At 67.0% G+C, this 26839-nt stretch carries 29 protein-coding genes; 23 read left to right on the forward strand and 6 right to left on the reverse strand.

Annotated elements, in window-relative coordinates:
- Positions 1 to 43: 43 nt before the first annotated feature.
- The gene (arfA, locus tag E5679_RS16065; protein WP_138417695.1) at positions 44 to 1555 is read right to left on the reverse strand and encodes an arabinosylfuranosidase ArfA; all 1512 of its coding nucleotides are present in this window, start codon (positions 1553 to 1555) and stop codon (positions 44 to 46) included.
- Positions 1556 to 1566: 11 nt separating this feature from the next.
- A complete protein-coding gene (locus tag E5679_RS16070) occupies positions 1567 to 2883 on the reverse strand; it encodes an ABC transporter substrate-binding protein (RefSeq protein WP_138417697.1) in 1317 nt (438 codons plus the stop codon).
- A 202-nt stretch (positions 2884 to 3085) separates the two neighbouring features.
- Between E5679_RS16070 and E5679_RS16075 the strand changes: the two genes are divergently transcribed.
- From E5679_RS16075 to E5679_RS16140, 14 genes are all read left to right on the forward strand, one after another.
- On the forward strand, positions 3086 to 4132 hold the full coding sequence (locus E5679_RS16075) for a LacI family DNA-binding transcriptional regulator (protein ID WP_138417699.1): 1047 nt from the start codon (positions 3086 to 3088) through the stop codon (positions 4130 to 4132).
- A 114-nt stretch (positions 4133 to 4246) separates the two neighbouring features.
- Positions 4247 to 4699: an Asp23/Gls24 family envelope stress response protein gene (locus E5679_RS16080; RefSeq protein WP_138417701.1), complete on the forward strand. Its 453-nt coding sequence runs from the start codon at positions 4247 to 4249 to the stop codon at positions 4697 to 4699.
- Complete coding sequence (locus E5679_RS16085) at positions 4696 to 4887, forward strand: hypothetical protein (RefSeq protein ID WP_138417703.1); 192 nt, start codon at positions 4696 to 4698, stop codon at positions 4885 to 4887. Before E5679_RS16080 ends, E5679_RS16085 begins: the two co-directional genes overlap by 4 nt.
- Entirely contained in the window at positions 4884 to 5240 is a 357-nt protein-coding gene (locus E5679_RS16090; RefSeq protein ID WP_249336178.1) for a hypothetical protein, read from the forward strand. The genes E5679_RS16085 and E5679_RS16090 overlap by 4 nt, the downstream gene beginning before the upstream one ends.
- A gap of 68 nt (positions 5241 to 5308) precedes the next feature.
- Positions 5309 to 5860, forward strand: coding sequence for a DUF6286 domain-containing protein (locus E5679_RS16095; RefSeq protein WP_171042417.1), 552 nt, complete (start codon positions 5309 to 5311; stop codon positions 5858 to 5860).
- The gene (locus tag E5679_RS16100; RefSeq protein ID WP_138417708.1) at positions 5857 to 6486 is read left to right on the forward strand and encodes a hypothetical protein; all 630 of its coding nucleotides are present in this window, start codon (positions 5857 to 5859) and stop codon (positions 6484 to 6486) included. Before E5679_RS16095 ends, E5679_RS16100 begins: the two co-directional genes overlap by 4 nt.
- A gap of 176 nt (positions 6487 to 6662) precedes the next feature.
- On the forward strand, positions 6663 to 7952 hold the full coding sequence (locus E5679_RS16105; RefSeq protein ID WP_138417710.1) for an ABC transporter substrate-binding protein: 1290 nt from the start codon (positions 6663 to 6665) through the stop codon (positions 7950 to 7952).
- An 82-nt stretch (positions 7953 to 8034) separates the two neighbouring features.
- On the forward strand, positions 8035 to 9045 hold the full coding sequence (locus E5679_RS16110; protein WP_138417712.1) for a carbohydrate ABC transporter permease: 1011 nt from the start codon (positions 8035 to 8037) through the stop codon (positions 9043 to 9045).
- 1 nt (position 9046) lies between these two features.
- Positions 9047 to 9931 (forward strand): carbohydrate ABC transporter permease, encoded by an 885-nt coding sequence (locus tag E5679_RS16115; RefSeq protein WP_138417714.1) that lies wholly within the window; start codon positions 9047 to 9049, stop codon positions 9929 to 9931.
- Entirely contained in the window at positions 9928 to 10218 is a 291-nt protein-coding gene (locus E5679_RS16120; protein WP_249336179.1) for a hypothetical protein, read from the forward strand. Before E5679_RS16115 ends, E5679_RS16120 begins: the two co-directional genes overlap by 4 nt.
- A gap of 110 nt (positions 10219 to 10328) precedes the next feature.
- Complete coding sequence (locus E5679_RS16125) at positions 10329 to 11339, forward strand: LacI family DNA-binding transcriptional regulator (protein ID WP_171042418.1); 1011 nt, start codon at positions 10329 to 10331, stop codon at positions 11337 to 11339.
- Between the two features lie 121 nt (positions 11340 to 11460).
- Positions 11461 to 12429 (forward strand): hypothetical protein, encoded by a 969-nt coding sequence (locus E5679_RS16130; protein ID WP_138417719.1) that lies wholly within the window; start codon positions 11461 to 11463, stop codon positions 12427 to 12429.
- Entirely contained in the window at positions 12426 to 12866 is a 441-nt protein-coding gene (locus E5679_RS16135; protein ID WP_138417720.1) for a phage holin family protein, read from the forward strand. The genes E5679_RS16130 and E5679_RS16135 overlap by 4 nt, the downstream gene beginning before the upstream one ends.
- Complete coding sequence (locus E5679_RS16140) at positions 12863 to 13459, forward strand: DUF3618 domain-containing protein (RefSeq protein WP_138417722.1); 597 nt, start codon at positions 12863 to 12865, stop codon at positions 13457 to 13459. The genes E5679_RS16135 and E5679_RS16140 overlap by 4 nt, the downstream gene beginning before the upstream one ends.
- Before the next feature lie 74 nt (positions 13460 to 13533).
- Here E5679_RS16140 and E5679_RS16145 read toward each other — a convergent pair whose 3' ends face one another.
- Genes E5679_RS16145 through nadE form a run of 3 tightly spaced genes read right to left on the reverse strand, consistent with a single transcriptional unit; the run spans position 13534 to position 16082 of the window.
- Entirely contained in the window at positions 13534 to 14367 is an 834-nt protein-coding gene (locus E5679_RS16145) for a DUF8083 family protein (protein ID WP_138417724.1), read from the reverse strand.
- Between the two features lie 6 nt (positions 14368 to 14373).
- Positions 14374 to 15186 (reverse strand): exodeoxyribonuclease III, encoded by an 813-nt coding sequence (locus E5679_RS16150; protein ID WP_138417726.1) that lies wholly within the window; start codon positions 15184 to 15186, stop codon positions 14374 to 14376.
- 50 nt (positions 15187 to 15236) lie between these two features.
- Positions 15237 to 16082, reverse strand: coding sequence for an ammonia-dependent NAD(+) synthetase (gene nadE, locus E5679_RS16155; RefSeq protein WP_138417728.1), 846 nt, complete (start codon positions 16080 to 16082; stop codon positions 15237 to 15239).
- Between the two features lie 17 nt (positions 16083 to 16099).
- Here nadE and E5679_RS16160 point away from each other — a divergent pair, with 17 nt between their 5' ends.
- The 4 genes from E5679_RS16160 (at position 16100) to E5679_RS16175 (ending at position 19700) form a co-directional block, all read left to right on the forward strand.
- On the forward strand, positions 16100 to 16453 hold the full coding sequence (locus E5679_RS16160; RefSeq protein WP_138417730.1) for a hypothetical protein: 354 nt from the start codon (positions 16100 to 16102) through the stop codon (positions 16451 to 16453).
- Entirely contained in the window at positions 16450 to 17475 is a 1026-nt protein-coding gene (locus tag E5679_RS16165) for a Gfo/Idh/MocA family protein (RefSeq protein ID WP_138417732.1), read from the forward strand. The genes E5679_RS16160 and E5679_RS16165 overlap by 4 nt, the downstream gene beginning before the upstream one ends.
- Positions 17476 to 17653: 178 nt before the next feature.
- A complete protein-coding gene (locus E5679_RS16170) occupies positions 17654 to 18514 on the forward strand; it encodes a sugar phosphate isomerase/epimerase family protein (RefSeq protein WP_249336180.1) in 861 nt (286 codons plus the stop codon).
- Positions 18515 to 18533: 19 nt separating this feature from the next.
- The gene (locus E5679_RS16175) at positions 18534 to 19700 is read left to right on the forward strand and encodes a Gfo/Idh/MocA family protein (RefSeq protein WP_138417734.1); all 1167 of its coding nucleotides are present in this window, start codon (positions 18534 to 18536) and stop codon (positions 19698 to 19700) included.
- A gap of 83 nt (positions 19701 to 19783) precedes the next feature.
- On the opposite strand, the gene E5679_RS16180 is transcribed toward E5679_RS16175, so the two are convergent.
- On the reverse strand, positions 19784 to 20812 hold the full coding sequence (locus tag E5679_RS16180; protein WP_138417736.1) for a LacI family DNA-binding transcriptional regulator: 1029 nt from the start codon (positions 20810 to 20812) through the stop codon (positions 19784 to 19786).
- 126 nt (positions 20813 to 20938) lie between these two features.
- Here E5679_RS16180 and E5679_RS16185 point away from each other — a divergent pair, with 126 nt between their 5' ends.
- From E5679_RS16185 to uxaC, 5 genes are all read left to right on the forward strand, one after another.
- The gene (locus E5679_RS16185; protein WP_138417738.1) at positions 20939 to 22300 is read left to right on the forward strand and encodes an ABC transporter substrate-binding protein; all 1362 of its coding nucleotides are present in this window, start codon (positions 20939 to 20941) and stop codon (positions 22298 to 22300) included.
- A gap of 29 nt (positions 22301 to 22329) precedes the next feature.
- The gene (locus E5679_RS16190; RefSeq protein WP_138417740.1) at positions 22330 to 23391 is read left to right on the forward strand and encodes a carbohydrate ABC transporter permease; all 1062 of its coding nucleotides are present in this window, start codon (positions 22330 to 22332) and stop codon (positions 23389 to 23391) included.
- A complete protein-coding gene (locus E5679_RS16195; RefSeq protein ID WP_138417742.1) occupies positions 23388 to 24311 on the forward strand; it encodes a carbohydrate ABC transporter permease in 924 nt (307 codons plus the stop codon). Before E5679_RS16190 ends, E5679_RS16195 begins: the two co-directional genes overlap by 4 nt.
- 2 nt (positions 24312 to 24313) lie before the next feature.
- The gene (locus E5679_RS16200; RefSeq protein WP_138417744.1) at positions 24314 to 25153 is read left to right on the forward strand and encodes a sugar phosphate isomerase/epimerase family protein; all 840 of its coding nucleotides are present in this window, start codon (positions 24314 to 24316) and stop codon (positions 25151 to 25153) included.
- A gap of 266 nt (positions 25154 to 25419) precedes the next feature.
- Entirely contained in the window at positions 25420 to 26832 is a 1413-nt protein-coding gene (gene uxaC, locus E5679_RS16205) for a glucuronate isomerase (protein ID WP_138417746.1), read from the forward strand.
- The last annotated feature ends 7 nt before the right edge of the window (positions 26833 to 26839 follow it).

Consider the following 26839-nt stretch of genomic DNA (forward strand, 5'->3'; position numbering starts at 1 on the left):
CTCGTTTACCACACTTGCAAGTACTCGATTCTGCGGGGCCCATTCAGCCGAGGCTCAGGACCGTCCAGGAAACAGGCGGAAGCGTGACAGTGACTGAACTGTCCCTGACCATTGCCGTCTTGTTGGGGGATAGCCCCACCCTCTCGGGATTGTCGAGGGTGTTTCGCGCGGAGGGGTCGGGATCCGAGAGCGTTTGGGCGTCCAGCAGGATGGTTCCATCGAACCCGGTCAGGTCGACCGTCATCGCAACTTCCGCGTCCTGGGATCTGTTGACAAGGAAGACGGCGCTGGTCGCGGTCGAGCTGTCGTGTGTTGCGACCGCGTCCACGAGCGGGACGCTTCCGTACAGCTCCGTGTCGTAGTACGGCGACTGCAGCTTCGTGGCGAGCACCTCTCCGGCGGCCAGCTGTGAGGTCAGGGCGAAGGGAAAGAACGTCGTCTGGCGCCACGCCGGGCCCCCAGGTTCCGTCATGATCGGCGCGATCACATTGACGAGTTGTGCCAACGAGGCGGAGGTGACGCGGTCCGCGTGCTTGAGGAGTGAGATGAGGAGATTCCCGACGACGACGGCGTCCGCCACGGAGTAGGAGTCCTCCAGCAGGCGCGGGGCGACCGGCCAGTTGTCGATGCCTGCGATCTTTTCTTCATTCTGGAAGCGGTCGAGGTACCAGACATTCCACTCGTCGAACGAAATACTGATGGTCTTGTCGGAGCGCTTCGCGGCCTTCACGTGGTCCGCCGTCGCAATGACGGATTCGATGAACCTGTCCATATCCACCGCGGATGCCAAGAACGAGCCCAAGTCGCCGTTCTTCTCCTGGTAATAGGCGTGGCACGAAATGTAGTCGACGTCGTCGTACGTGTGGCTGAGCACTTCTCGTTCCCAGTCCCCGAAGGTGGGCATATGCGCGCTCGACGAACCGCAGACGACGAGTTCCACCGACGGATCGAGCTGCCGCATGGCCTTGGCGGTCTGGGACGCGATCTTCCCGTAGTCGGTCGCCGACCGGTGCCCGAGCTGCCACGGCCCGTCCATTTCGTTGCCCAAGCACCACATTGAGATGCCAAAGGGCTCGGCGCGCCCGTTGAACGCGCGCCGCTCGGAAAGCGCGGTGCCCGAGCGGACATTGGCGTATTCCAGGAGGTCCAGGGCTTCGAGGACGCCTCGCGTTCCGAGGTTCACCGCGAGCATGAGCTCGCTGCCGACCTTCTCGAGCCATGCGGCGAATTCATGCAATCCGACTTCGTTCGTCTCGGTCGAGTGCCACGCCAAGTCCAGCCTCCGAGGACGTTCATCGCGCGGCCCTACGCTGTCTTCCCAGCGGAAGCCGGAGACAAAATTGCCGCCGGGATAGCGGACCGTGGAGACTCCGAGTTCGGTGACGAGTTCGATGACGTCCCGGCGGAAGCCGTCGTCGTCCGCGCTCGGGTGGCCCGGTTCGTAGATGCCGTCGTAGACGCATCGCCCGAGATGTTCCACGAACGAGCCGAACAGGCGCCGGTTGACGGGGCCGACCACGAAATGCGGGCTGACGGTGAGACGTGCTGTGATCATGGTCCTCACCGCTATTTCATGGTCGAGACGAGCGTGGCCTGGAGGGTGGTGAGCGCCTCCTTCGGGGTCGCCTTGAGCGAGAGCAGACTCTGCGCGAAGGTCGTCATTGCCGGCGTGCTGTCCACCGCCGAGATGTTGGCGAAGAGGGCGCTTCCGCCCGGCGCGGCCCACGTCTTGCAGATCGGCTGCCATACGTTGACCATCTTGACTGCATTGGGATCCGACATGAATTCCGGGGTCGAGGCGATTGATTTGAGAACGGGAAGGCCCGGGCCAGTTTTCTTGGTCCACAGCACACTCATGTTCTTGTAGTAATACGTCAGGAATTCCTCGGAGCCGCGCTGGCTGGGGGTGTTTGTGTACATCATGATGTTGTTCGGGAAGTACAGCGCGCCTTTGGTGCCCTTGGCGCTGACGAGCGGATCGCCGACCATCATGTCGTTGGCCACGGTTCCTCCCAGTTGCTGCGCGAGGCCAGGACTTTCGAAGCCCATGGCGAACCTGTCGCTCTTCCACTGGGATTGGGCGTTGGTCGTCGAGTAGCCGATACTCCCTGGATCCATGTACCCCTTGCGGACCATCTCCACGATGTAATCGAGGGCCTGGATATTCTCCGGCGTCACGCAATTCGGCTTCTGATTTTCGTCGAACAGGCCGCCGCCGTTGTTGATCATCAGGCCGACGATCACTTGGAATCCATTGCTCTGGGCACCAGCGGCAATACCGAATCCGAACATGCCGGCCTTCTTGAGGGCCTCGCACACGTCAAGGTGCGACTGCCAGTCCGTCGGCGGCTGCACCCCGGCCTTCTCAAGCAGCGACTTCCGGTACCACAGCGCCCGCATGTCGAGGTTGTAGGGCACCGCCACGTGGCCTTGGGGGGTCTTCATGGTGTCGATCAGACCGGGGAGGAAGTCGTCGTAGAGGCCGGACGACTTCCAGGATTCGAGCAGGTTGTCCGCCATCGCGATCTGGTTCTGTCCCGCGAACTCGAAAGCTTGGGTCCCACTGCCGCTGCTGACGGCCGGTCCGGTCTTCGAGGCGACGGCCGACGCGAAGGTGCTGGTGAAGTTGGCCCACTGGACGGACTGATACGAGGCGGCCGGCAAACCCTGCGCTGGCGCGTACTTGAGCGTGATGTCCTTGTCGAGCTGGGTGAACTCGGTATTTCCCCATGGCATGTTCCAGAACTTGATCGTTCCAGAGGATCCTCCCGACGCCCCTCCGCTCGACCCGCACGCCGTCAGGGCAGCGAGGGCAGCAAGTCCCCCCGCCCCGGCGAGAAGTCCTCTTCGCGAAATCATTGCGGTGTGATCGACGGGGGTCATCGTTCCTCCATTCCCGGCGCGGCCGGAGATCGTCGTTGAGCAGATGGAGCTGGTTGGCGGGTAGGTAGCCCAGTAGATATTTGCGCAAATCCTTCGTCCCCAACCACTGGACTTGCCGATCTTCGCAAGCCAGTAACGAAGTCTGCAAGCCATTCGAGGCAACGAAAAATTTCGCAATCAGAAATAGCGCTATGCTCGCTTCATGCCGACTTCCGAGCATCAGCGCCATAAGCAGCCGACCCTCTCGGACGTGGCCGCTCTCGCCGGCACCAGCGTGCCCACGGTCTCGAAGGTGCTCAGGGGCGGGACGGATGTCTCGCCTTCCACCCGAGAACGGGTCATGACCGCGGTGCGCGAGGTCGGCTACGCCAAGGCCGCTTCTCGCCCGCGCTCGAAGTTGCCCGTCTCCTCCGACGCGCCGGCCCTCATTCACCTGGTGGTGAACCACGTCGACGGAAGCTGGGCGAACCGTGTGCTGGTGGGGGTCGAGCAGGCCGCGACGGCGGCCAACGTCGACGTCGTCATCACCATCGCCCGGGACGATGGAGAGTGGGTGTCGCGCCTGCTCCGCCGCCCTTCGCATGGAGCGATCGTGGTTCTCGTCGATCCCACCAGCGTGCAGCTTGCGGTGCTCTCGGCCGCCCGGATCCCCATTGTGCTCGTCACCCCGATGAGCCGGCCGGCCGCGGCCGTCCCCAGTGTCGGAGTGACCAATTGGGACGGTGGTCGGTCTGCGGCCGAGCACCTGCTTGCTCTCGGCCATCGCCGCTTCGGCGTCGTCGGCGGCGGGCGCGATCACCTCTACAGCACCGCACGTATCGACGGGTTCCGCTCCGCGCTGCGCGACGCCGGAGTGGAGGACTGCGAGGTCGCCTACGGGGACTGGAGCCGGGAGCGGGCGGCGCAGGAGACGGCGGTCATGTTGGCTGCCGGAACGCGCCCCACGGCGGTCTTCGCCTGCTCCGATGTCATGGCCCTCGGCGTGCTCGATGCCGCCGCCGAAGCCGGCCTCGGGATTCCAACCGACCTGAGCGTCGTAGGCTTCGACGACGTGCCGGAAGCGGAGTGGGCGAGCCCTCCCTTGACGACGGTGCACCAGCCCATCGCCGAAATGGGAGCTGAGGCGGTCGGCCTGCTGTTCCGGTCCCGCGCGTGGCAGGGGCGGCCGGAATTGGGCTCGACGCCCCCTCGCGTCGACTTGTCGACCAGCATCGTGATTCGGCGCTCCACCGCCGCCGCCCCTGCCTGATGGCAGCAAAGCACCGGGTGCCGAGGATGGGGAACGCTTTTGTCCTCGGCACTGTCGTCCCCGCGTACTAGGGTGGGATCGAGTCCACTGTTCTGCCACGAGCGAGGGAGCCGAATGGAGCAGCATCCCGAGGTGCAGCCCGGTCCGCCCGCGTACGCAGTCGACGTGCCCGAGGCCACTGGACGCACCGTCATCAACGAGCAGGCGGTCGCGAAGGTCGCCGCGGCGGCGGCCCGCGCGGTGCCGGGAGTGCATTCGCTTGGCAGCGGGCCGTCGCGTGCGCTCGGCGCCATCCGGGATGCGGTCGGTGCAGACCACGTGAGCGGAGTGCGGGCCGAGGCCGGAACGAGTCAAGCCGCCGTGGATGTGACGCTCGTGGCGAGGTACGGGGTCCCCCTGCAGAAACTCGCCGACGACGTCCGCGCCGCCGTCTACCGCGCCGTCGAGCAGCTCACCGGGCTCGCGGTCATCGAAGTCAATGTCGAGATCGCGGACGTCTTCATCGGAGAATCCAAGCCTTCCGCCTCCCCCCAGTCGGCCGGACCGGCCGGAATCGAGGTGCTGTGAATCTGACAGTGGTGGGTATCGCGATCGGTGCCTTCGTGGCCTATATGTCCTTCCAGTTCGGCGCATGGGGCTTCATCGGTTCCCTCGTCTTCATGGCCGTCGGCGCGATCTTGGGCCGCGTCGTCGAGGGCAAAGTCGACCTCCGCCGCGTCTGGGACGCGCTGAACGGAAGGCGCTCGTCCTCGTGAGCACCCTCGCCGGGCACAACCGGGTGAGCACCCAGGCGCTCACGAGCCTCGCGCAGGCGGCCACGGCCGAGCAATTCGGTGTGCGTCCCGCCGACGTCCGCGCCTCCTGGGCGGACGACGCCGGCCTCCTCGCCCTGCGCGTCGTCTCGCCCATCGCCGTGCCGGAGTTGGACTCCGTGGCGGGGCCCGAGGACGTCGCCGCCGCGGGCGGCAGCGTGTGGGAGCGGGCGACGGCGGCCAAGGGCGCCATCCTGCGGCGCGTGTCCGGGCTGAGCGGCGCCCAGCTGAGCCGCGTCGACATCCGCGTCGCCGGGGTGCGGCCGACGACGAGCGGGAGGGCCCGCGTCCTATGAGCGTCGAGGCGCCCGACACCACTGAACCTGCCCGATCTCGTGAACCGTCCCATGGCTTGGATTCGGCAGTGCGCCGGGAGACGACTTCCGGCCGCGCCCTCGCCTCGGTCGTCGTCGCCCTCCTCGTGATGCTGCTGTGCGTCTACGCCCTGCTCGAGTCAACCCTCCAAGCCATCGGCCAGCCCGCGTGGATCATCGATCCTGAGTCCGCGGCGCGCTTCGTCGCGGGACTGCCTGGCGGGATCAACGCGGCGATTCTCGCCTTGCTGGGCATCGTCGTCGCGATTGCGGGCCTCATCTTCGTCGTCCTCGCCCTGCGGCCGGGCCGCGCGGGGCGACGATTCCTGCCCAGCCGCCGGATCGCCGTCGTCCTCGACGACGAAGTGCTCGCCTCGGCTCTCGCGCGGCGCGCTCGGGCCGCGGCCACGGTGCGGCCCGAGCAGGTGACGGTGGTGCTCTCGCGGCGTGAGGCGATCGTGAACGTGCGCCCCACCTCCGGGATCCCGGTCCGGGCGGAGGACGTTCTCGCTGCGGTCGAGGACGAGTTGCGCCGCCTGCGGCCTCAGCCGTATCCACTCCTGCGGGTCAGGGTGGCGGGAACGGGGGTGATCGGGGCGTGAATGGGACGCCGCGTGCCCTCAACCGAATCCTGATCTTCGTCTTCGGGATCCTCCTGCTGGCCGTGGGGGTGCTCCTGCTGCTGCTTGCTGCGGTGCCTGCCGTCGGGGCGTGGTGGGCCTCCTGGGCGCCGGCGGCTTCCCTGCGCGCTGGGGACCTGTTCGCCACGACGGTGTTCCCGGGGACGCGCGTGAGCTGGCTCTGGGCTCTTGCGATGGCGCTGCTCGTGGTGATCATCCTGTGCATGGTCTGGTGGATGGCGCATCAGGGCACGGGCCGTCAGGACCTCGTGGCGTGGTCGAGCCCGACGGCGGAGCGCGGCTCCCCGGACGAGGCGCCCGGGCGGGTGGCCATTGCGGCTTCCGCCGTGGACCAGGCGATTCGCGGAGCTTTGATGCCCCGGAAGGACCTCGTGGGCTCGTCTGTGGCCGCGGTGGAGTTCGAGGGGAAGATCGCGCTCAGGGTGCGGGTCGTGGCCCGTCAGGGTGCGGATCCCCGCGCGATTGCCGACGACGTCGAGCACCTCATCGGGGCGATGGACTTGGTCTTCGGTCATTCCTGCCCAGTGCTCCTGCACGTCGCCTCGGGCACGCGTTCCCGGTTCAGCCGGGCCGAACGCGTCCGCTGATCTCAGCTGTAGTCCCTACCTCCCGTGCGCCTTTCGGGACAAATGTGTAAGCGCTTGATCACGGAATGGAAACGTCCTGCGTAAGCGCTTGCACACAGCTCTTGCACAGCCTAGGGTGAACTGCGTCACAACCCCGGGGGCGGTGTAGAGCTGCCCCACAGACAAGGGAGTCGAGCATGAGAAATACGTTCTCCAAGTACGCGGCGCCGTTAGCCACGGCGAGCGTGCTGGCCCTGGCGCTCTCTGCCTGCGGAGGCGGCAGCAGTTCAGGTGGCGGAGGCGGCGGCGACGCCGGATCGCAGAACTTGGATGGCCGTGGCCCGATCACCTACGTCCAAGGCAAGGACAACTCGAACGTCGTCCGCCCGCTGGTCGACAAGTGGAACGCGGCCCACCCGAACGAGCAGGTCACGTTCAAGGAGCAGTCGGATCAGGCCGACCAGCAGCACGACGACCTCGTGCAGCACTTCCAGGCGCAGGATGCGAATTACGACGTGGTGGACGTCGACGTGATCTGGACCGCCGAGTTCGCGGCCAAGGGCTGGCTCCAGCCGCTCAAGGACAAGCTGTCCTTCGATACGTCGGCGATGCTCCCGGCCACGGTCAAGACCGCCACGTACAACGGAACGCTCTACGCGGCGCCGCAGACCTCTGACGGCGGCCTGCTCTACTACCGCAAGGACCTCGTCCCGAACCCGCCGAAGACGTGGGACGAGATGATGAGCATGTGCTCCATCGCGAAGCAGAACAACATAAGCTGCTACGCGGGCCAGTTCGCCCAGTACGAGGGCCTCACTGTCAACGCGGCTGAGGCGATCAACACGTGGGGCGGCAAGATCGTGGACGATTCCGGCAAGGCGGTCGTGAACTCGCCCGAGTCGAAGGCCGGCCTCGGCAAGCTCGTGGACGCCTTCAAGAGCGGCAACATCGCTCAGCAGGCCATCACGTACCAGGAAGAGCAGAGCCGGCAGGCGTTCGAGAACGGCCAGCTCCTGTTCCTCCGCAACTGGCCGTACGTGTACAACCTCGCCAAGACTGACGGCTCGTCCAAGGTCAAGGACACGTTCGGGATTGCACCGCTGCCCGGCAAGAGCGGTCCCGGCGCCTCCTCGCTTGGCGGCCACAACGTGGCGATGAGCGTGTACTCGAAGCACAAGGCGACTGCGCTCGACTTCATGAAGTTCATGACCAGCGCTGAGACCGAGAAGTTCTACGCGACGCAGGGCTCGCTTGCCCCGGTCCTCTCCAACCTGTACAGCGACGCTGACCTCACGGCCAAGCTGCCGTACCTGCCCACGCTGCTGACCTCGATCCAGAACGCCGTCCCGCGCCCGGTGACGCCGTTCTACCCGGCCGTCACCAAGGCGGTCGAGGACAACGCGTACGCAGCACTCAAGGGTGACAAGTCGGTGGATCAGGCTCTGAGCGATATGCAGTCCGCGCTCCAGGCGGCCGGCGCCAAGTAGTCATTGCACCGACCGGGCGGTTCGGCGCCAGACGCCGCCGAACCGCCCGGTTTCCCGGCCAGGGGGAGATAAAGGAGTCATCATGTCCACAGAGGTTCCGGCGAGGACACAGGCCAAGGCCGCCTCAACCTCACGCCATCAGATGCCGGGAAGGGAGAGCGCAGACCGCAAGCAGGTCACCCAGGGTCGCTGGGCGTCCGTCCTGCTGGCCCCGACGCTCATCCTGCTGGCCGTCGTCATCATCTATCCGGTGGTCAACGCCATCATCATGTCCTTCCAGAAGGACGCTGGGCTCGACACCGCGACGGGCTTCTTCGTCCAGGGCGGTGCTGCCGGATTCGACAACTACGCACACTGGATCGCCCAGCAGTGCAACGGAGTCGCGTGCCCGCCAGGCACCCTGGGCTCCCAGTTCTGGGGTGCGATGAGCACCACCTTCTTCTTCGCCATCGTCACCGTGGCCCTCGAAACGGTCCTCGGCTTCTGGATGGCGATCATCATGGCCCGGACCTTCCGCGGGCGCAGCATCGTCCGCGCGGCCGTGCTCGTGCCGTGGGCGATTCCCACGGCCGTGACCGCAAAGCTGTGGTTCTTCATCTTCGCTTTCGAGGGGATCGCCAACAAGCTCTTCGGCCAGCAGATCCTCTGGACCGGGTCCGAATGGCCGGCCCGGTGGGCGATCATCATCTCGGACGTATGGAAGACCACGCCGTTCATGGCGCTGCTGATCCTGGCGGGTCTGCAGCTCATCCCCGACGAGGTGTACGAGGCCGCGAAGGTGGACGGCGCCTCGGCGTGGCAGAGGTTCACGCAGATCACGCTCCCGCTCGTGCGTCCCGCCCTCATGGTCGCGATCCTGTTCCGCATGCTCGACGCGCTCCGCATGTTCGACCTGCCGTACATCATGACCCAGGGCGGCAACAACACGACGACCCTTTCGATCCTCGTGGTCGATCAGATCCGTCAAGGGTTCAACAGCGCCGCGGCGCTCTCGACGATCACCTTCCTGGTGATCTTCATCGTCGCGTTCATCTTCGTCCGCTTCCTCGGCGCCAACGCCGTGGGCGCGGCCACGTCGTCCGGAAAGAAGTGACATGAGCGCCGCCACTGCTACCGCCACGCGGACCGCGGAGATCCCCGTCCGGCACAAGAAGTACGACTGGGGGATGACCCGCACCTACATCGCGGCCGCGGTCATCCTCATCTGGTGCCTCGCACCGTTCTACTGGATGGTCGTCACCGCGTTCCGCGACGTCGGCTACACGTTCGATCCGACGTTCTTCTTCACGCACGTCACGTGGGACAACTTCGCGACGGTCTTCGACGAGAGGCTGGGCAACCACTTCGCCCGCAACCTCCTCAACAGCGTCATCGTCGCCGGCATCACCACCATCGTTGCCCTCGTGGTCGGCGTGTTCGCCGCCTATGCCCTCGCGCGCCTGAACTTCCGGTTCAAGTTCGCCGTCATGGGCTTCATCCTCGGCGCCTCGATGTTCCCGGGCGTCGCACTCGTGACCCCGCTGTTCCAGCTCTTCACGAGCATCGGGTGGATGGGCACGTACCAGGCCCTCATCATCCCGAGCATCTCGTTCACCCTCCCGTTGACGGTGTACACGCTCACGTCGTTCTTCCGCGAGATGCCGTGGGAGCTCGAGGAGTCGGCGCGCATCGACGGGTGCACGCAGGGCCAGGCCTTCCGCAAGGTGATCCTGCCCCTCGCCGCTCCGGCGACCTTCACGACGGCGATCCTCGCCTTCATCTCGGCGTGGAACGAGTTCCTCATCGCGAGCCAGCTCTCGTCGGACGCGACCAAGACGGTCACTGTGGCCATCGCGTCGTTCGCCGGGTCGCAGCCGCACGTGGAGCCGTACACGGCCGTCATGGCCGCCGGAACCATCGTCACGATCCCGCTGGTGATCCTGGTCTTGGTCTTCCAGCGGAAGATCGTCGCAGGCCTCACCGCCGGCGCGGTCAAGTGACGGGCGAGGACGAACACCGGCCCTGGAGCCCCTTCGCGGTCGGAGGAGAGGCGTACCGCCGCTCCTCCGAACCGCGGCGGGCCGTGGTCGAGCAGTTCGAGATCTTCGTAGGATTCCTGGCGTTCTGGGCGCTCTTCCTCTTCATCGTGACCGTATGGCTCGAGGTGACGGGGCAGCCCGCCCTGGGCTGGGCCCTCGGGCTCGCCGCGGTGCTTGCCGCGATGGCGATCCTCTGGGCCGTAAGGCGTAGGGTGCTCCGGGGGCACAAGAACGAACCGGAGCCGTAAAGGAACCGGAGCGCCTTAGAGGCGGTCGAGCTGAGCATTGCCGTGCCCTGAGCCAGCGCCGACTGGGATAGCCGGCGCTGGGGGAGAGGGCTGGGAAGCCGGAGGGGAACATGGTCGGAATCGAGGACGTGGCTGCAGCGGCTGGGGTGTCGACGGCAACGGTCTCGAGGGCCATCCGCGGACTCCCGCGCGTCTCTCCGCCGACCCGGGCCAAGATCCTGGCGAAGGCGAAGGAACTCGGGTATGTGCCGTCGTCGGCCGCGTCCCGCCTCGCCAGCGGCAAGACACGCACGATCGGCGTTCTCGCGCCCTATGTGGATCGGTGGTTCTTCGGGAAGGCGATCGACGGCGTCGACCGCGAATTGCATGGGCGAGGCTACAACCTCTCGCTCTTCAATCTCGGGGGCCGCACTCAGCCCCGAGAGCGGCTGTTCAGCAAGGCGATGGTGCAGAAGCAGATCGATGGCCTGCTCCTGCTCTGCATGTACCTCCATCCGGAGGAGATCGAGGACCTGCATGCCATCGACATGCCGCTCGTGGTCGTCGGCGGTCCCGTGCCCGGCTGTCCAAACGTGGGGATCGACGACTATCAGGCGGCGCGCACCATCACGGAGCACCTCATCGACTTGGGCCACCGGCATATTGCGCTCCTGCACGGCCAGGACGATTCCGACCTGAACTTCAGCGTCCCGCGCATCCGCGTCGAAGGCTTCCACGATGCCGTCCACAACGCCGGGCTCGAGTTCGACCCCGACGCGGCACTGTTCGGGAATTTCACCGTCGAAAGCGGTGTCGAGGCCATGCGCCGATTCATGGAGCTTCCCGAGCCGCGGCCCACAGCGATCGTATGCGCGAGCGACGAGATGGCCTTGGGCGTGCTCTTCGAAGCACGACGGCGGGGCGTCCGGATTCCCGAGGAGCTCTCAGTGGTGGGAATCGACGGCCACGAGATGGGGGCTGCCGCCGGCCTCACCACCGTCTGGCAGGACCCGACGGCCCAGGCCCGCCGCGGAACGCAGATGCTGCTTGCCGAGCTCGGCGGCGACGAGGGCTCGGTGCACGCCGAGCTTGCCGAGCAGCGGCTTGTGGTGCGCGAGTCGACGGCACCGCCGGCTCGCTGAGCGATCCACAGTCAGCCGATTCAAGGGTCCGGGCGGAAACTGAGGGTTGATTGTCTGATCCGGTCTGACACGGGTAGTGGAGGTCTTGTCACATCCACTCGACCAGGTGAGAGGACCGATGATGACCAGTCCGCTGTCAGGTGACACGAACGTGTCCACCGCGAAGGAAGAAGCCAAGGATGTAGCTCGGGAAGCTGCCTCCTCGGCGGGCGCGGTGGGCGACGTCGCGAAGAATGAGGCGGCCAATGTCGCCCATGAGGCCAAATACCAGGCCAAGGACCTGCTGCACCAGAGCAGGCAGGAATTGATGGATCAGGCAACGGTCCAGCAGGAACGAGCTGCAAAGGGACTCCGGTCCCTCCACGAAGAGCTGAACTCCATGGCCGAGAAGAGCGAGGGTTCGGGCGTCGGTGCGGATTTGGTGCGCCAAGCGGCTCAGAGGGCAGGCAGCTTTGCCGAGTACCTCGAGCAGCGGGACCCCGGAAGCCTCGTCGGCGAAGTCACGTCCTTTGCCCGACGCCGCCCCGGCGCCTTCCTCGCGATCGCCGCGGGCGCAGGCCTGCTGGTGGGGCGCCTGACCCGCTCCCTTGCGGCAGGTGCACCGGGGCAGGAAGGCCAGTCTGGAGTCTCGGGCCCCCTCACGGGAACCCCCGCGACCCCTGCCGGCCACGGCGTGTCCCCCACCACCGCCTACCCGGGCGGGTACCCGCAGAACGGTTATGCGCAGGGCACAGGGACGGTCGAAGGCATGGGCTACCCCGAGGGGACCGGCTACCCGGCCGGCTCGACGCCGCCGGTCTCGTCCGACTACGCTGCCGGAGCTTATGAGCCGGGCGCGTACGGCACGCGGGCCGGAGACACGTATGGCTCCGGCGCTCCCGCCCAGTACGACGAGGGGGCTGTCCAAGAAGGCGCCGTCGGCGGCAGCTCTGCCTACGGTGCGCCCACGGCACCCCACGCCACCGCTGCGGGGGCAGACATGATCCCCGAGCGGGATACCGAGGGGCAGGACACGGGTGCCGTCACGGACGGCTTCCCGCCGGTGCCACGCCACTCGACCAATGAGCCGCGCGAGGGTGAGCAGCTATGAGCCAGGGGCCTGGCTATAACCCGGGGGTGACGCCCCCGGCGGAGCAGAAGGCCGCGAACTCGTCGCTCGGGGACCTCCTGAGCGACGTCACGGCGGACCTGTCGACGCTCATGCGGCAGGAGCTCGAGCTCGCCAAGGCCGAGGCGCGGGAATCCGCAAAACGGGCCGGGCGCGGCGGCGGCATGTACGCCGGCGCAGGCATCGCGGGACACTTTGTCCTGCTGTTTCTCTCGATTGCCCTCTGGTGGGCCCTCGGTGCCTACCTCATCGGGCTCGGGTGGTCCGCCGTCGTCGTCGCGGTGATCTGGGCGATCATCGCCGCTGTCCTCTACACGAGGGCCAAGAAGGAAATGGAAGCGGTCAAGGGAATGCCGAGGACCGCGGAGACCGTCAAGAGGATCCCTGAATCCCTCAAGCCGAGTGAGGAGCCACGATGAGCGAGAATCCCGAGGCCATCCGAGCGGACATCGAGCTGACTCGCCGCAGGCTGGGGTACGACGTCGATGCTGTCGCCGACAAGGTGACCCCATCGCACATCGCGCACCGGCAGACGGAGAAGATCAAGGGGGCGGTGACCAACGTGAAGGACCGGGTCATGGGAGTGGCCGAGGACACCGCTGACAACACTCGCGGAGCCCTCTCCGACGCGCGGGGCGCCCTTTCGGACGCCGGCGACTCAGTGGGCCACGCCCAGCAGCGGGTGACCCAGAAGGCGAGGGGCAACCCGCTCGCGGCCGGCCTGATCGCGTTCGGCGCGGGACTTCTGGTCTCGTCGCTCATCCCGCCGAGCCAGAAGGAGCAGGAGCTCGCGCAGACGCTCAAGGAGAAGGCCGAGCCCATGACGCAGCAGCTTTCGAGCGCTGCGTCGGAGGCCGCGTCCCATCTGAAGGAGCCCGCGCAGGAGGCCCTCCAGTCGGTCAAGGAAACGGCGACTGAGGCCACCGAGAACGTCAAGCAGGAGGCCCAGGACCAGAGCTCGAACGTTCAGGACCGGGCGCAGGAGGCACAGCAGAACCTCCAGCAGGGCTGATCTAGCCCGCGCCAAGACGGACGGGACCCCATCACCCTTTGTGGTTGTGGGGTCCCGTCCTTCGTCGTGGGGGTCTAGCTGGCCCGTGCGAGCTGGCGGATGGGGATCCACCGCGACGCCAGTCGGCGGTAGGCGGCCGCCGCACCCGTGAGATCCCCCTCGGCCAGGCATTCGATGCCGAGGCGCACGTCGAGGCAGGACTCGTCGGGGAAGACGCGGTCGGCCACGCGCCCGTAGTCGAGTTCGACGGCCGAGTCCGGGTGGAATTCCTCGAGCCACTCGGTGAGGGAGGTGAGCTCGTCGAGCATGCTCATGTCCGGCGCGGCAAGGGCGAGGTTGGCGACGGCGAAACGGGCCCTTCCGATGGCCTTCGCCCAGGGCGCGACGATCCGAACAGTGCGCAGATGGTCGCCGTCCTCCACGACTTCCGTGGGATCCGACTCCTGGAAGAGGACAAACCAGCTGAAGGGGATTCCCCAGAGGGACTCCCGCGTGTTGATCCGCGGCGAGGCGGTCTCGGAAGCGATCCGATCGACGCGCCGCTGGTGGCGCTCCCTCGCATCCTCGGGAAGCATGAGCTCGGCCAAGATGCGCGGAGCGGTGTTGATCACTGATTCGGCCGCGAGTCCCGAGCGCAGCACGAGCTGGCTCGGGCAGTACAGGACGGTGCCGTTGACGGTCAGCGCGCGCGTGAACTCGCTGCCGTCGGACGGGAAGGGATCCCCTGCGCCGCCCACAATCCGGCCGAGGGCCGCCCCGGTCTCCGCGGCGTCGAGCTCGTCCCGGCCGCCCTCGCCACGGAGGCCAGCCTTGATGCGCTCGCGCTCGGAAGGGTTGAACGCCTCGATCGGCTCATACACCCTCAGGTGGGACGAGAGGGGTCTCCCACGGCCACGTGCCTCGGTCACGTCAGCTCACGCGCCGTCTGCAAGCTCCACCACCACGGGCACGTGATCCGACGCACCCTTGCCCTTGCGCTCCTCGCGCTCGATATGGGCCCCGGTCACACGCGCTCCGAGGGCCGGCGAGGCGAGGACGAAGTCGATCCGCATCCCTTCCTTCTTCGGGAAGCGGAGCTGCTTGTAGTCCCAGTAGGTGTAGACGCCGGGGCCTGGGGCATAGGGCCGCACGACGTCGGCGAAGCCCGACTCCTCGAAGGCTCGGAAGGCCTCCCGCTCGGGCTCGCTCACGTGCGTGTAGCCCTCGGTGCGGAACAGGTCGATGTCCCAGACGTCTTCGTCGCGGGGGGCAATGTTCCAGTCGCCCACCAAGGCGATCTGCGCCTTCGGGTCCTGAGCGAGCCATTCGGACGCGTGCTTGTTGAGGGTCGCGAGCCATTCGAGCTTGTACGGCATGTGCTCGTCGTCGAGCGCCCGCCCGTTTGGCACGTAGAGGCTCCACACCCGCACGCCGTTGCACGTCGCCCCAATCGCGCGAGCCTCCTGCTCGGCGGCCACCCCGCCCTTGCCGAAGGTGGGCTGGTCGGGGAAGGTCCGCTCGACGTCCTCAAGCCCGACCCGCGAGGCGATCGCTACGCCGTTCCATTGGCTGAGGCCGAAATGGGCGACCTCGTAGCCGTTCCGCTCGAACAGCTCCCACGGGAAGTTGTCGTCGCGGCACTTGGTCTCCTGGAGGGCCAGCACGTCCACGCCGCTGCGCAGGAGCCAGCTTTCGACCCGGTCAGCACGGGCGCGCAGGGAATTCACGTTCCAGGTGGCGATCTTCACGTGCCCACGCTATCAGCGCAGGCCGTCCCAACGCAGGGGCGAAGTTTCCCCTACTTGGTCCAGGCGGCAGCGCCCTCCTGCCACCAGGTGTCGAAGCGCGTGACGGGCGTGGCGCGCTTGTGCCGGGTCAGGAGATAGCGCTTCTCGATCGACTCGGCGACCTCGTCCGGGACGTCGCGCCCTTCGAGGTAGTCGTCGATCTGCTCATACGTGATGCCGAGCTCGTGCTCGTCGTGGCGTCCGGGCTGGAGGTCCAGCAGATCCGCCGTCGGGATCTTCTGCGAGACCCGCTCCGGTGCGCCGAGGTGCTGCAGGAGCTGCCGATTCTGCCGCTTGTTGAGCCCGAACAGCGGGAGGATGTCCGCACCGCCGTCACCGAACTTGGTGAAGAAGCCCGTCACCGACTCGGCGCCGTGGTCCGTCCCGATCACGAGGAGCCCACGCTCGCCGGCAATCATGTACTGGGCAATCATCCGGGCACGCGCCTTCGTGTTGCCGCGCGTGAAGTCGCTGAGCTCCTTGTCCGAACTCCGCTCGTACTCCTGCTCGAACCCGTCGACAGCGGACTTGATGTTGAACGTCCACAGGGTCTTCGGATTGATGAACTCGAGGGCGGCGTTCGCATCCTCTTCGTCATGCTGGACGCCGTGCGGCAGGCGCACCGCGACAAAGTCCGCCTCGACGCCGTCCTCGGCCAGCGACTCGACCGCGAGCTGCGCGAGCCGGCCCGCGAGCGAGGAATCGAGACCGCCGCTGATGCCCAGGACAAAGCCCTTGGCGCCGGTAGCCCGAAGGTAGTCCTTGAGGAAACCCACCCTGGCCGTCACTTCCTCGGCCGGGTCGATCTGAGGCTTGACGCCCATCTCCTCGATGATCTTCGCCTGAAGTTCGCGCATGGGCATAGCCTACCCACGTGACCGTGAAGCTTAACAAGAAGGCCTACGAGCACGCCAAGGCGCTCGTTCGGGAGGGCAAGGTCGTCCGCGACAGCCGCGACGACTGGAGCGAACACTCCCCTGACAACCAGCAGCTCAGCGACTTCCTCGACTCCAAGGGTCCCGGCGAATACGCCCTGTGGTTCCTGGGCGTGGACGACGAGCATCCGGACGAGAGCAAGGCCCACTACAAGTTCCCCTTCAGCGACCTCGCGAAGGTCCACCGCTGCGCCATCATCTCGGGCGAGAGCCGCGCGAGCCAGAACGACTACGACGACATCCGCGAGGCCCTCGGCGACCTGCTGAAGCGCATTGACGAGGGGGCGGAATGAGGCGGGCGGCCGTGGTCGGCTGCGGCGACATCTCTGCTCAGCACTTCGCGGGGATCGAGGCGGCCGACGGCGTTGAGCTTGCTGCCGTCGTCGACCCTGACGACGAGCGCCGCTCCGCAGCGGCCGAGGCCCACGGCGTGCCGGGATACGCCACCCTCGGCGAGCTGCTCGACGCCGGAGGGGCCGACGTCGTCCATCTGTGCACGCCCCACAGCACGCACGCGCCGCTCGCCCAAGAGGCGCTCGCGCGCGGCGTCCACGTGCTCACCGAGAAGCCCGTCGCGCACACGCTCGCCGACGCCGAGGCGCTCGCCGACACGGCTCGCGCGGCGTTCCTCGAGCGGGGCACGCAGTTCGGGGTGTGCTTCCAGAACCGTTACAACGCCACCGTCAGAGCGCTCCGCGACCTCCTCGAGCGAGGGACTCTCGGGCGGATCCTCGGAGCGAACGCGACCGTGATGTGGCACCGCACGCCCGCCTACTACGAGGCGCGGCCGTGGCGTGCCACCTGGGCCGGGAGCGGCGGCGGGCTCCTCATGAACCAGGCGATCCACACCCTCGACCTCCTCCAATGGCTCGTGGGGCCGGCGACGACGGTCGACGGCGGCGCGACGACTCGCGCGCTCGCGGGGGCCATCGAGGTCGAGGACACGGCTGACATCCTCCTCGAGCACCAGACGGCCGACGGCGGCACCCTGAGATCCGTCTTCTATGCGACCAACGCGAACGCGATCAACGCGCCGGTGACGCTCGACATCTCCACCGAGCGGGCCGAGCTGAGCCTGCGCGGGGTCCTGACGGTCCGGTATGCGGACGGGACGGTGGATCTCGTCGAGGAGTCCGGGGCCCTGCCGGGGGAGCGGAGCTACTGGGGCGCGTCGCATCGGCTGCTCATCACGGACTTCTACGCGTCGCTCGATTCGGGCGTGCCGTTCTGGATCGGCGCCGAGGAGGCCATTGCCTCGCTCCGCATCATCAAGGACGTCTACGCGCGGTCGTATCCCGAGGGCGCCTGGCTCTGACCTCCCCTCCACCTCCGTCTCGGGTACGCCAACTCCGGCCCAGAACCAGCTCGGGTACGCCAACTGCCGGTGGCAAGTTATGGCAAACGGTTACCATCCGATGCCATCCGTGCCTACGGTGAAGAGCGTGTGATGGCCGTCATAGTACGGCACGGCTGACGACGAGGAGAGCACAGAAATGGCGAGGATCGGCGTCCAGGCGATGATGCTTCGGGACAGCTTCGCAGAGATCGGCCCGTTCGAGACGCTCCGCAAGATCGCGGACATCGGGTACCACGCCGCGGAGATCTCCCAGATTCCGATGAACGACGCGAATGTCGGGGAGCTGGAGCGGGCCCGCGGGGAACTCGGGATCGAGATGGCGGCGCTGTCCGCCCAGATCGAGGGTGATAAGGGTGCGACGCCGTACCCGCTCGCCGTCGACATCGAGCGTGTGGTGGCGGACTGCAGGCGGCTGGGCACCAGCATGCTCCGCATCGGCATGCTGCCCATGGGGGAGCTGCGCAGCGAAGCGAGCGTGGTCGACTACGCCCGTCGCGCAGAGAAGGCCGCCCAGGCGCTCGAGAGCGAAGGGATCTCGCTGTACTACCACAATCACCATGTGGAGTTCGCGAAGATGGGCCGACGCCATGTGCTCGACATCCTCGCCAACGAGGCGCCCACGATGGGGCTCGAGATCGACGTCCACTGGGTTCAGCGCGGTGGTCTCGATCCAGTGCGCACCCTCCAGAAATACGCCGGGCGCACGGCCATGGTGCACCTGAAGGACTACCGCATCGGCGCACTGTCCGAGGAGGGCATCGCGGCGCACCAGTCCGGTGACCATGCAGTCTTCCAGCGGCACTTCTGGGACACGGTGCAGTTCGCCGAGGTCGGCGAGGGCAATCTGGACTTCGCCGCGATCGTGCCGGCGTCGATCGACGCCGGGGCGAAGTACCTCCTCGTCGAGCAGGACATCCTCTACGGGCGCACGGTGTTCGAGGCGCTGCAGATCTCCTACGACAACCTCGTGGCCCTCGGGTTCGGGAACCTCTTCTAGAACAGGAGCAGAGACAAGCATGAGCAGGAAAGTCCGCCTCGGGATCGTCGGATTCGGGACCCAGGGCAGTTCATACGCGAAGTTCATCACCGAGGGCGCGGTGCCGAACGTCGAGCTCGCAGCGGTCGCGGATATCGACCCAGCGCGCCGCGATCTGGTGGCCGAGCGCCACCCCGGCGTGCCGGTCTTCGACGACTTCCTCGCCATGCTCGACTCGGGGCAGGTCGAGGCCGTCGTGACCACCGTGCCGCACTACCTGCACCCGCAGTTCGGGATGCAGGCCCTCGAGCGGGGCATCCACGTGCTCATCGAGAAGCCGGCCGGCGTGTACACGAAGCAGGTGCGGGAGCTGAACGAATTCGCCGCGACGAAGCCCGAGCTCACCTTCGCGATCATGTTCAACCAGCGCACCAACCCGCTGTACCGGCGGCTCAAGGAGATCGTCTCCTCCGGAGAGATCGGCGCGATCCGGCGGACCAACTGGATCATCACGACCTGGTACCGGCCCCAGGCATACTACGACCAGAGCGCATGGCGCGCGACCTGGGGCGGCGAGGGCGGCGGCGTCCTGGTGAACCAGGCGCCGCACCAGCTGGACCTGTGGCAGTGGATCTGCGGCGTCCCCGAGAAGGTCTTCGCGAAAGCAGCCTTCGGCTTCCGCCGGAACATCGCCGTGGAGGACGAGGTCACCGCGCTCGTGGACTATGGCGACGGCGCCACCGGCACCTTTGTCACGGCGACGCACGACCTCACCGGAACCGACCGCTTCGAGATCCTCGGAGACCAAGGCAAGATCGTCGTCGAAAACTCGAAGACCGCCGTCGTCACCCGCCTCAAGCGGCCCGAGCGCGAGATCAGCGACAGCATCCCGCGCGAAGAGGTCGGGAAGATGATGAGCCTGCAGTTCGACCCGGACGAGTACTACTCGCAGGAGACCATCGAGTTCGACTCCGCGTGGGGCAGCCAGCACGCGAAGGTCTTCGAGAACTTCGCGGGGAACATCCTCGACGGCACGCCGCTGCTCGCCTCCGGCAGCGACGGGATCCTCGGCGTCCGCCTTGCCAACGCGATCCACCTCTCCGCGTGGACGGGCAAGGAAGTGCCGATGGAGTTCGACGAGGACGAGTTCCTCGCCGAGCTCAACAAGAAGATCGCCGAGGAGGGCAAGTTCCCGCAGCGCGGCTGAGCGCTCCCTCCCATCGACTGCTCCATAACTGTCGTTTTGAGACCTCAGAACGACAGTTATGGAGCAGTCGTTTCTAGTCGTTTCTAGTGGGGGACGGGGCCGGTCGAGGCGCGGACTTTGAGGTGGGTCGGCATGACGGCGAGCTTGCGCGGCGTGCCTCCGCGGATCGGGTCGAGCTGCGCCATGAGCATGGAGACGGCGACGCGGCCGGCCTGCTCGATGGGCGACGAGATGGTGGTCAGCGGGGGGTTGCAGAAGTCAGCGCCGAAGATGTCGTCGCAGCCCACGATGCTCACGTCCTCGGGCACGCGCACGCCGCGCTCGCGGAAGCGGTCCAGCATCCCGATGGCGAGCAGATCGTTGAAGGCGATGACCGCCGTCGCCCCCGCACTCAAGGCGCCATCCGCCGCTGCCGCCCCGGAGAAGGCCGTCGGGGCGTAGGGGCCGATGCGGGTCGCCTTCATTCCCCGCTTCGCCGCGGCCTCCTCGATCGCCTTCCAGCGGCGATGGTTGGACCATGAACTGGTGGGTCCGGCCGCGTAGACCACCGAGCGGTGCCCGAAGGACCAGAGGTGCTCAAGCGCCTGGACCACTGCCCCCGGCGTGTCGATGAGCACGGTGGGGGCGTCCGCCGTCGCCCGATTGATGGTGACGAGCGGCTGGCGCGCGGCGGCATCACTGAGCTGCTGGTCGGTGAGGCGCGAGGCCGCGAGGATCACGCCATCCGTGGAGCGGCGCAGCTTGCGCAGGGTGTCGAGTTCGACGTCGGTCGCCTCCTCGGTGTCGACGAGCAGCTGAGTGTAGCCCGACGCCTTCAGCTGGTACTGCGTCCCCCGGATGATGTCGAAGTAGAACGGGTTGGTGATGTCCGGGACGAGCACGGCGATGACGCCCGTGCGCCCGGAGCTGAGCCCTCGCGCCTGCGTGCTCGGGACATAGTGCAGCTCGGCGGCGATCCGCTCGATCTTCTCCCGCGTCCTCGCGTTGACGCGCTGGGGATTGGACAGTGCGCGCGAGACGGTGGACGTGGCAACGCCCGCAATCTCGGCAATGTCCCGAATGGTCGGCAGGCGCTCGCCGGACGAGGAGATCTCCTGGGGCATGAAATCCATTGGAGCATTCATGGCAACTTCATGGCAATCGCTTGCCGTGATGTTTGCCACTTTCCTATGCTCGAAGAGCCCGGGCCGCGGCGTGACGCCAGTCACAGCGGCCGAGTGAACTCAAGGAGGAGACACATGCGTTTCGGCACGAAGGCCGTAATGGCCTCGATCGCGACGGCTGCGGCCCTCGCCCTCTCGGCGTGCGGCGGCGGTTCGTCGAGCGGTGGCAGCAGCTCGTCGGGAGGCGCGGTCAACGGGGCGGGCAAGACGCTCGACGTCCTCGTCAACGTCAACACGGCGTACCCCGAGCAGCAGAAGCAGTGGATGGCGGACATCACCACCAAGTTCAAGCAGCAGACGGGGGCCGACCTCAAGTTCGAGACCTTCACGTCGGCCAACGATGAGCTCACGCGCATCCAGACCTCAGTCGTCTCAGGCCAGGGCCCGGACGTCTACTCGCTCGGCACCACCTTCACGCCCACCGCGTACGCGACCAAGGCCTTCGTCACCCTGAGCGACGACGACTGGAAGAAGATCGGCGGCAAGGACCGCTTCAACCAGAACGCCCTCGGCATCTCCGGTCCGGACAAGGATCACCTCGCGGGCATCCCGTTCGTGAGCCGCCCATTCGTCATGGCGTACAACAAGGATCTCCTCAAGGCTGCAGGGATCGACGCCCCGGCCACGACCTGGGACGGCCTCGCAGAGCAGGCCAAGAAGCTCACGGATCCGTCCAAGGGCCAGTACGGCATGGCCATCGCCTACAAGGACAACTTCGATCCGTGGAAGTACATCTGGGCCATGTCCGTCCAGGCTGGCAACAACCTCGTCGACGGCAAGACCGCCAAGCTCAACGACCCGGCCGTCAAGAAGGCGTACCAGACCTACTTCGGCTGGCTCACGAACGACAAGGTCGTGAACCCGGCGTCGGTCGGCTGGAGCAACAGCCAAGCGCTCGCCGAATTCGCCGCGGGCAAGGCCGGCTACTTCCTCATGACCAGCTCTGGCTCGATCCCCACCCTCGACAAGTCCCCGCTCGCCGGCAAGTGGGATTACGCCCTCATGCCGACGGCGGCCCCCGGAGATTCCTCCCCGAAGTCGGGAGCCACGCCGGCAGCGTCGATCCTCTCCGGTGACAACCTCGTGGTCGCGAACTACTCCAAGAACAAGGACCTCGCGTTCGCGTACGTCAACCTCGTGACGAGCAAGGACGAGCAGCTCAACTACCAGAAGATCTTCGGCGACCTGCCCGCCAACGCGGACGCCCTCGCATCGCTCCAGTCCGCTCCGCACATGGCGGCGCTGACCGACGCTGCGAAGAAGTCCTATGCAACACCGTTCACCGGAGCGTGGGGCGACATCCAGCTCGCACTGCTCAACGTCACGGTCCAGAGCATCCCGGACCTCTCGAACGGCAACGTCCCGGATGCGGCGCTCAGCCAGCGGATCCAGGACGCCCAGAACAAGTCTCAGCAGTCCCTCGACCGAGCGAAGTGAGGCGCGGACTCTGATCCGCTAAGGCAATCATGACGACTGCAAGCAATCCTGCGTCCGAGTCCCGGCGCGCCGCCCGTACGGCGCGCCGGGCCTCCGGGCCGGCCTTCGCCGTCGGCCCCGACGTCACCCCAGACGGAACCACCGCCGAGACGGTGCCGGCCATCGCCGCCGGCGTTGACACCCCCGCCGGCCGCGGCCGCGGCCCCTCGGAGCGCAACCGCCCCCTGTGGATGCTGATCCCGGGCGGCCTGCTGATGGTCATCGTGATCATCGTGCCGCTCCTGCTCGGCATCTACATGTCCCTCCTCGACCTGGACCAGTACACGCTGCGCCAGTGGATCGAGGCTCCCTTCATCGCGTTCGCAAACTATGTCGAGGCCGTCACCAGCACCAACCTGTTCCACGGGGTGTGGCTCAGCGTCTCGTACTCGTTCATCTCCACAATCATCGCGATGCCCATCGGCATCGCCGCCGCCGTCGCCACGCAGAACGCCTTCAAGGGGCGCGCCGTGGTCCGCTCGGTGTTCCTCATCCCGTATGTCCTGCCGTCCTTCGTTGTGGCCACCGTGTGGCGCACGATGTTCCAGCCCGGTGGAATCGTGGAGCACGGCTTCAAGTTCTTCGGCGCCGACCCCGGCCTGTTCCTCAACGGGCCGAATACGTACTGGACGCTCATCTTCGTGCAGATCTGGGCGTCGTGGCCGTTCATCTACCTGCTCGCGCTCGCCGGGCTGCAGTCGGTGGACCATGAGGTCCACGAGGCGTCGGCTCTCGACGGCGCGCTGTGGTGGACGAAGCTGCGCTACGTGGTCTTCCCGTACCTCAAGGGGCCCGTGAGCCTCGCATTCATCATCGGGATGCTCAACCACATCAACAACTTCACCCTCCCGTTCGTGCTGTTCGGCATCCCCGCTCCGCACGACGTCGAGCTCCTGCCAGTTCTCACCTATGTGACGAGCTTCCAGAGCTTCCGCTTCGGCCTGAGCGCCGCGATGGCGGTCGTCTCCCTGATCCTCATCGCCATCCCGCTCTTCGTGTACCTGCGCGCCGTCAAGCTCGACGACGCCGAGACCCCCGGAGGCCGCAAATGAGCACCGCCACGGCAACCTCCAACGCCCGAGTCCCCGCCGCCGTCGAACGCCCCGGCTCTCACCAGCAGGCGGAGGTCACGCGCCTGCTGCCCACGTGGCTCCTCGTGGTGGTCATCGCGGCCATCGCCCTGTTCGTCCTGCTGCCGCTGACGTACATCTTCCTGGCCAGCATCAATTCGGACATCTCGGTGGCCCGCGGCGACTTCTGGCCCGCAGTCTTCACGCCGGACAACTACGCGAACATCTGGTCGAGCGTGGGCCTCGCGAACGGCCTGACGAACTCGATCATCGTGGCCGGGTCCACCGCTCTCGTCTCGGCGGCCCTGTCCATCGGCACGGCGTACGTGCTGGTGCGCTACCAGTTCTTCGGGCGTCTCACGATCATGCGCGGCCTCCTGGCCCTCCAGTCGGTGCCCGGCACGCTGCTCGTCCTGCCGGTCTTCGTCCTGTTCTCCTCGTCCGCGACGTACCTCGGCATCCAGGTCATCGGCACCCGGTGGGGCCTGTTCATCACCTACCTGACCTTCGCGCTCCCGTTCTCCACATGGGTCATGGTCACGTACCTGCGCGGCCTGCCACGGGAGCTCGAGGAGGCCGCACGCATCGACGGGGCCTCGAGCTTCGGGATCCTGACCAAGATCATCCTGCCGCTCAGCTGGCCCGGCATCATCGTCTCCGGCATCTTCGCGTTCCTCCTCGGGTGGAACGACGTGCTGTTCGCCTCCGTCATGACGAACCCGGAGAGCCAGACGGCGGCCGTGGCGCTGCAGATCTTCGCGACGAGCACCGAGGGCGGCGCGATCCCGTACTACGGTCAGATGATGGCCTCGGCCCTGGTCTGTGCTGCGCCGGTGGTGTTCCTGTACCTGTTCTTCCAGAAGTACCTAGTGGGCGGACTGACCGCCGGAGGAGTCAAGTGACGATGTCTGAAACGGCCCAGTGGGAGCTGTCCGGTTTCGGCGACGAAATCGACGACGATCCGCGGATCCAAGCTGCGGTGATGCGGGCCCTGGGGGCGGCGCATATCGAGGTCCGCAGCGCGTGGGGCACCAACATCGTGGACATGAGCGAGGAGCAGCTTACCGAGCTCAAGGGCGTCCTCGACGAGGCCGGCCTCAAGGTTTCGGCGATCGCCTCCCCGATCGGGAAGGTCGATGTGGGCCTTCCGGTGGAGCACGAGGTCGAGCGGCTGGGGCGTGCGCTGCGCGCCGCGGAGGTGCTGGGCGCCCCGTTCATCCGCATCTTCTCCTTCTACTACGAGGGGAAGTCGGCCGAGGAGGTGCGGGACGCCGTCGTCGAGCGGATGACGGCGCTGGCCCGCCGAGCCGAGGGAACCGGCGTGACGCTCGTGCACGAGAACGAGAAGGACATCTTCGGCGACGTCCCGTCCCGCGTCGCGGACATCATCGAGTCCGTGAACTCGCCCGCGCTCAAGGTCGCGTGGGACCCGGCGAACTTCGTCCAGGTCGGCGTGAAGCCGTTCACCGAGGCGTATGAGCTGCTCCGGCCCCATCTGGTCTACCTCCAGGTCAAGGACGCACTGTTTGACGGCGGACGCGTGGTCCCCGCGGGCGAGGGCGACGGCGAGGTGCTGAGGACCGTGGAGGCCCTCCGGGACAGTGGCTACACGGGGTTCGCCTCGCTCGAGCCGCACCTCGCAGCCGCGTTCTCGCTCGGCGGCTACAGCGGTCCGTACGCGTTCGGCGTGGCCGCCCGCGCCTTCGCGAAGGTCCTCGACGCGGCTGGCGTCGCCACCGTCTGACGTCGCGTTCCTGCCCGGCCTCGCCGGTTTCCCCAGCTTCCTTCGGCACCCACGTCCTGATCCGAATTCCCCAACTTCACTCCCCGTTTCCCCACATTTCAGTGCACGACGGCATGACTCGCCGCAGCTTCTGAGCGCAACGCCGCGTCCGGGCCCGGGAAGCTGGGGAACTCGGGACTGAGACTGGGGAATTCGGCACTGAAACTGGGGAGGCCGGGGACGCACCCTGACGAGCCCCCTCATTCCCGGATGAATCGAAAGAGACGATGACTGATTCCCTTGCCGCCAACCCGGACAGGCTCCTCCCGGCCGACCCCGGAACCCGCCAGATCGCCCGCGAGCTCTACGCCGACGTCGAGCACCTGCCGATCCTCTCCCCGCACGGCCATGTCCCCGCCGAGTGGATTGCCGACGACGTCCCGTTCACCGACCCGACCTCCCTCCTGGTAAGCCCGGACCACTACGTCACGCGGCTCATCCACGCCGGAGGGGTTCCCCTGAGCGAGCTCGGCGTGGGAGGCGTGGCGGCCGACTCCCGGGCGGCTTGGCGCCACTTCGCCGAGGCCTGGCCGCTCTTCGACGGCACGGCGTCCGGCTACTGGCTGCGCAGCGAGTTCGAGGACCTGTTCGGGCTGCCGGCGGAGATGGTCGACGCGCTCCCGGCCCACGCGGATGCGGCGTATGACGCGATCGCGGCGAAGCTCGGCGAGCCGGGCTTCCGGCCCCGGCAGCTGTTCAAGGACTTCGACATCGAGGTCCTCGCCACTACCGACGACCCGCTGGACAGCCTCGAGGCCCACGAGCGCCTCGCGAAGGACGAGTCCTTTACCGGCCGCGTCATCCCCACGTTCCGGCCCGATCCGTACATCAACCTCGCCCACCCGGAATGGGCGGCCCGGGTCGAGCGGCTCACCTCCGAGGCCTCCGGCGGCGCGGCGGGGTACGAGGGGTATCTCCGCGCGCTCGAGGCGAGGCGACGGTACTTCGTGGAGCACGGCGCGGTCTCCGCGGATCATGGTGTGAGGACCCCGCTCACCCTCAAGCTCGAGCGGTCCGAGGCGGAGGCGCTTTTCGAGAAGGCCCGCCGCGGCGAGGCCACGCCTCAGGACCGGGACGTGTTCGAGGCGCACATGATGTACGAGATGGCGCGGATGTCGGTCGAGGACGGCCTTGTCATGACCATCCACCCCGGCTCGTTCCGGAACCACCACGCGCCCACGTTCCAGAAGTACGGCGCGGACTCGGGCCACGACATCCCCTTCGCGATCAACTACACGGAAGGCATCCGGGCGCTCCTGCAGGACTTCGGCACCATCAAGGACTTCCACCTTGTCCTGTTCACGCTGGACGAGACGGTGTTCTCCCGGGAGCTCGCCCCGCTGGCCGGCTTCTACCCGAGCGTCTACATCGGGGCGCCATGGTGGTTCCTCGACGCCCCGGATGCCATGTTGCGCTTCCGCTCGGCCGTGACCGAGACCGCGGGGTTCTCGCGGTCCTCGGGCTTCATCGACGACACCCGCGCGTACTGCTCCATCCCGGCGCGCCACGACACCTCGCGCCGTATCGAGGCCTCGTTCCTGGCCCGGCTCGTCGCCGAGCATCGGATCACCGAGAAGCGGGCTCACGAGCTCATCGCTGACATCGTCGACGCCGCGCCCCGGCGCGTCTTCAAGCTCTAGGAGGGCA

Source organism: Sinomonas gamaensis (assembly GCF_005876955.1).
Taxonomy (GTDB): Bacteria; Actinomycetota; Actinomycetes; order Actinomycetales; family Micrococcaceae; genus Sinomonas; species Sinomonas gamaensis.

What these genes read in the sequence shown, in the direction of transcription:
- arfA (WP_138417695.1), bottom strand. Translation starts at nt 1,555, where the DNA reads ATGATCACAGCACGTCTCACCGTCAGCCCGCATTTCGTGGTCGGCCCC.
- E5679_RS16070 (WP_138417697.1), bottom strand. Translation starts at nt 2,883, where the DNA reads ATGACCCCCGTCGATCACACCGCAATGATTTCGCGAAGAGGACTTCTC.
- E5679_RS16075 (WP_138417699.1), top strand. Translation starts at nt 3,086, where the DNA reads ATGCCGACTTCCGAGCATCAGCGCCATAAGCAGCCGACCCTCTCGGAC.
- E5679_RS16080 (WP_138417701.1), top strand. Translation starts at nt 4,247, where the DNA reads ATGGAGCAGCATCCCGAGGTGCAGCCCGGTCCGCCCGCGTACGCAGTC.
- E5679_RS16105 (WP_138417710.1), top strand. Translation starts at nt 6,663, where the DNA reads ATGAGAAATACGTTCTCCAAGTACGCGGCGCCGTTAGCCACGGCGAGC.
- E5679_RS16110 (WP_138417712.1), top strand. Translation starts at nt 8,035, where the DNA reads ATGTCCACAGAGGTTCCGGCGAGGACACAGGCCAAGGCCGCCTCAACC.
- E5679_RS16115 (WP_138417714.1), top strand. Translation starts at nt 9,047, where the DNA reads ATGAGCGCCGCCACTGCTACCGCCACGCGGACCGCGGAGATCCCCGTC.
- E5679_RS16125 (WP_171042418.1), top strand. Translation starts at nt 10,329, where the DNA reads ATGGTCGGAATCGAGGACGTGGCTGCAGCGGCTGGGGTGTCGACGGCA.
- E5679_RS16130 (WP_138417719.1), top strand. Translation starts at nt 11,461, where the DNA reads ATGACCAGTCCGCTGTCAGGTGACACGAACGTGTCCACCGCGAAGGAA.
- E5679_RS16135 (WP_138417720.1), top strand. Translation starts at nt 12,426, where the DNA reads ATGAGCCAGGGGCCTGGCTATAACCCGGGGGTGACGCCCCCGGCGGAG.
- E5679_RS16140 (WP_138417722.1), top strand. Translation starts at nt 12,863, where the DNA reads ATGAGCGAGAATCCCGAGGCCATCCGAGCGGACATCGAGCTGACTCGC.
- nadE (WP_138417728.1), bottom strand. Translation starts at nt 16,082, where the DNA reads ATGCGCGAACTTCAGGCGAAGATCATCGAGGAGATGGGCGTCAAGCCT.
- E5679_RS16165 (WP_138417732.1), top strand. Translation starts at nt 16,450, where the DNA reads ATGAGGCGGGCGGCCGTGGTCGGCTGCGGCGACATCTCTGCTCAGCAC.
- E5679_RS16170 (WP_249336180.1), top strand. Translation starts at nt 17,654, where the DNA reads ATGGCGAGGATCGGCGTCCAGGCGATGATGCTTCGGGACAGCTTCGCA.
- E5679_RS16175 (WP_138417734.1), top strand. Translation starts at nt 18,534, where the DNA reads ATGAGCAGGAAAGTCCGCCTCGGGATCGTCGGATTCGGGACCCAGGGC.
- E5679_RS16180 (WP_138417736.1), bottom strand. Translation starts at nt 20,812, where the DNA reads ATGGATTTCATGCCCCAGGAGATCTCCTCGTCCGGCGAGCGCCTGCCG.
- E5679_RS16185 (WP_138417738.1), top strand. Translation starts at nt 20,939, where the DNA reads ATGCGTTTCGGCACGAAGGCCGTAATGGCCTCGATCGCGACGGCTGCG.
- E5679_RS16190 (WP_138417740.1), top strand. Translation starts at nt 22,330, where the DNA reads ATGACGACTGCAAGCAATCCTGCGTCCGAGTCCCGGCGCGCCGCCCGT.
- E5679_RS16195 (WP_138417742.1), top strand. Translation starts at nt 23,388, where the DNA reads ATGAGCACCGCCACGGCAACCTCCAACGCCCGAGTCCCCGCCGCCGTC.
- E5679_RS16200 (WP_138417744.1), top strand. Translation starts at nt 24,314, where the DNA reads ATGTCTGAAACGGCCCAGTGGGAGCTGTCCGGTTTCGGCGACGAAATC.
- uxaC (WP_138417746.1), top strand. Translation starts at nt 25,420, where the DNA reads ATGACTGATTCCCTTGCCGCCAACCCGGACAGGCTCCTCCCGGCCGAC.